Raw genomic sequence first — 3,042 nt, forward strand, 5'->3', positions numbered from 1 at the left:
AACAGGCCGGCTGGCTGAAAAAGCTGGAGACGATCGTGACCAGCCTGACGGTTCCGGCGCTCGGTGCGGCCGGCAAAGCGTTCGTGCGTTCGGCGATGGAGAATCGGATCGCCAAGATCGGCATCGGGCTCCGGCTGTTCGAAAAACGTCATGACCGCTGGCCCGCCAGTTTGGACGAACTGACTGCCGCGGACTTGGACGCTACCTTGAGCCCCATCGAGCCGACCGGCAACCTGCCCTTCGGCTACCGTGTAGTCGACGGCAAGGCCGAGGTTTGGGGCTTTGACCCGCAAAGCCCAGGCGACAGCACGCCGTCCGAGCCGATCGATGTCGACCAACTCGGCGAGCATGAGGAACACCTGAAGTATTGGTCTTGGGAATTGCGGCCGGCCGAGTCACCGTAGGTGCTGCGGGTTGATCCCATAGACTCGGATCGCGTTGTCGCGCATGCCCTTTCGCAGCGCCGAGTCTCCTTTGGATGCCAAGAACTCCTGCACGATTCGAACCACATCGTCGACGCTGCCGAAGTGCGTGCTGACGCCCCAGTTGGTCGCAAAGATCACTCGGTCTTCGCCGAACGCCGCAAAGCAGGGTTCCAGCACCGGAAGGTACGTTTGCAGATCCGAGGGGGCCTGTTCGACGAACGGCTTGGTGCCGGCGAAGTTGACGATGCTGGAGATTTTCATGAAGACGTTTTCAAACGTCGCGCAATGGGCGACCGCCTGTTTCCATTGATCGCTCACCTTGCCATCGACCATGTTCGCGCGAAAGCAGTGATTGATCACAATCTTTAGCCGTGGAAATGTGGCGGCCAACTCGGCGACGTCGCCTGCGTGGCTCGGTTCGATCAGCAGATCAACGACCATTCCATCGGTTTGGAGCGTCGCAAGATTCTTGCGCGCCGTTTCGTTCTTGAGGTAACCGGAAAGTTCATCGAACCGAAATCGATAACCGTTCAGATAACCGGTCTGCTGGTACCGCCGGTGATGCGTTTGGAAATCTTCCGATGAGAGGTCAGCGCGAGCGACATAGCCGCAAACGAGATCGGATTTTGCTTGATCGAGCAGCCAGTCGTTGAATTGGGGTTGGTCCTGGTCGACGGCCTCGACGACCAACGTGGATTGAATGCCCAGTCGATCGGCGAGTTCGCGGTAGTCCTCGGGAACGACAACGTGGCCGAGCGTGTTCTGAGGTTCGCGTTTGACCGTTTGGTTCTCAAACGCGATCTGCTCGCGACCCTTGAAATGGGTGTGGGGGTCGATGATCCACGGCTGTTCGGCGATCGCAACGGTCGAAGCCAACGCCAAGAGGAATGCCGCGGTGGTGCGTCGCAGGGCTTGCATGGGGTTTCCAAGATTTCAAAGTCAGGTGGTACGACGGTCGCTGTTTGGACGCAATCATAATTCACAGGAGGCCGCTCGTGGTCGATCGATCGCTTCCGGTGATGCGCGAAGGCGACCCCCGGTGACTGGGTTTTACGTCTGTCGCTAAGTTAGAGTGTCGTTTCCTTGGGTTGGGGCCCGTAGGCTCGCGCCAAACGGCTGATCATCGTTCGACATCATCCGGTTCGCGCCATCACGAGCGGCGTCCTCCTTGATGTGACAAAGCGGTATTGGGCTTTGACGCACGCTAGCAACGCTGGAAACTATTGGTGGCATGCACAGTATGCCCTACGCTGCGACTCGACTAGCCGGCGGATCGCGGATCGTTCACAATTGCGTTCATGCATGAAACATTTCGAATCGATCCGAATGTGTCCGAACAGGGTCTCGGTGAGCAGATCGCCGCTGCTTGCGAGCAGATGGAGGAAACGTATGCCGACGGTTTCTATTCCAAGTTGACCGTCTATCGGCATTGGTCCAAGCACAATCCCGAGTTGTCCGGCAAGATCGCCCGGCCGCGCGCCTATCGCTGGTACTTGCGCCGCGAGTTACTGAAGCTGGCCCGGCGTGGTGCGGAAATCACGATCGCGCGTTCGCGTCCGCGGGTCGATCTGAATTCTCCACAGTTGTTGGAGATGATTGATGAGACCGATTTTGATTTGACCCGCAAGAAGGTCTTTTTGTTCGGCCCTGAACGCAGCGAGTTGTCGATCAAGCGGCTGGAGCATTACACCGGGACCAACGCGGAAGACTTTCAACGTTACGTGCTGTTGACCAACTACAACATGCACATCGCGGCGTTCATTCGTCAGTTTCCGGATTGCGAGCGGTCCAAGCGAGACGATGTGCAGATGCCGACGCTGCATCATCGGGAACCGGACAATCGCGGCATCAGCATCGTCAACATCGGGGTCGGTCCGTCCAACGCGAAGAACCTGACGGATCATTTGGCGGTGTTGCGTCCGGACGCGGTGTTGATGGTGGGGCACTGTGCGGGCGTACGGAACCATCAAGAGATCGGTGACTTTGTGTTGGCATCAGGCTACATGCGGGGCGATCACTTGTTGGACGAAGCCTTGCCGCCGGCGGTGCCGATCACGCCCAGTTTTTTGCTCAATCGCGCACTGGCCAGCGCGCTCGACGAAGCGGAATTGCCTTACCGAATCGGTGCGGTCTACACGACGGCGGATCGGAATTGGGAGCTTTCGCTACGCAAGGCGTTGGATCATTTGCGGGTCAGCCGCAGCATCGCCGTCGACATGGAATCGGCCACGGTCGCCGCCAATGGTTTTCGATATCGAATTCCAAACGCCACGCTGTTGTGTGTCTCGGACAAACCCTTGCACGGGCAACCCAAACTGCCTGGTGCGGCGAGGGCCTTCTATGACGAAACGAAGAAACAACACTTGGCCGTCGCAACCAATGCCATCGCCAGGATCAAGCAGGAGTATCCCGATGGATTGCCCAACAGCGATATCCGCGCGCCCGAAGAGTCGCTGCTGGAAGGTCCCGACGGGAGTTCCAAGGAATCCTGGTGAGGAAGCGACTTACCTGCGGTTTTGCGCAACGGCCAGGTAACCCGCCGCGACCTGTAGACCGATGATGCTCCAGTTGAAATTTCGGAACGCTCGGGCCAGCGGGACGCCGCTGTCTTGGGCGA

Annotated in this window: 2 protein-coding genes and 1 pseudogene; 2 read left to right on the top strand and 1 reads right to left on the bottom strand. The window is 58.5% G+C overall.

What is annotated here, in order from left to right; all coding sequences use genetic code 11:
* A pseudogene (locus ABX749_RS27690) lies at positions 1 to 404 on the top strand (hypothetical protein); the annotation flags it as partial.
* On the opposite strand, the gene ABX749_RS27695 reads toward ABX749_RS27690, so the two are convergent.
* Positions 396 to 1,343 carry an amidohydrolase gene (locus ABX749_RS27695; RefSeq protein WP_372898879.1) on the bottom strand — a complete coding sequence of 316 codons (948 nt, stop codon included), beginning with the start codon at positions 1,341 to 1,343 and terminating at the stop codon, positions 396 to 398. The pseudogene ABX749_RS27690 and the gene ABX749_RS27695 sit on opposite strands and share 9 nt — an antisense overlap.
* A gap of 380 nt (positions 1,344 to 1,723) precedes the next feature.
* On the opposite strand from ABX749_RS27695, the gene ABX749_RS27700 reads away from it, so the two are divergent.
* Positions 1,724 to 2,920 carry an AMP nucleosidase gene (locus tag ABX749_RS27700; RefSeq protein ID WP_145217915.1) on the top strand — a complete coding sequence of 399 codons (1,197 nt, stop codon included), beginning with the start codon at positions 1,724 to 1,726 and terminating at the stop codon, positions 2,918 to 2,920.
* Positions 2,921 to 3,042 lie beyond the last annotated feature (122 nt).

Source organism: Stieleria sp. (genome assembly GCF_041595215.1).
Lineage (GTDB): Bacteria > Planctomycetota > Planctomycetia > Pirellulales > Pirellulaceae > Stieleria > Stieleria magnilauensis.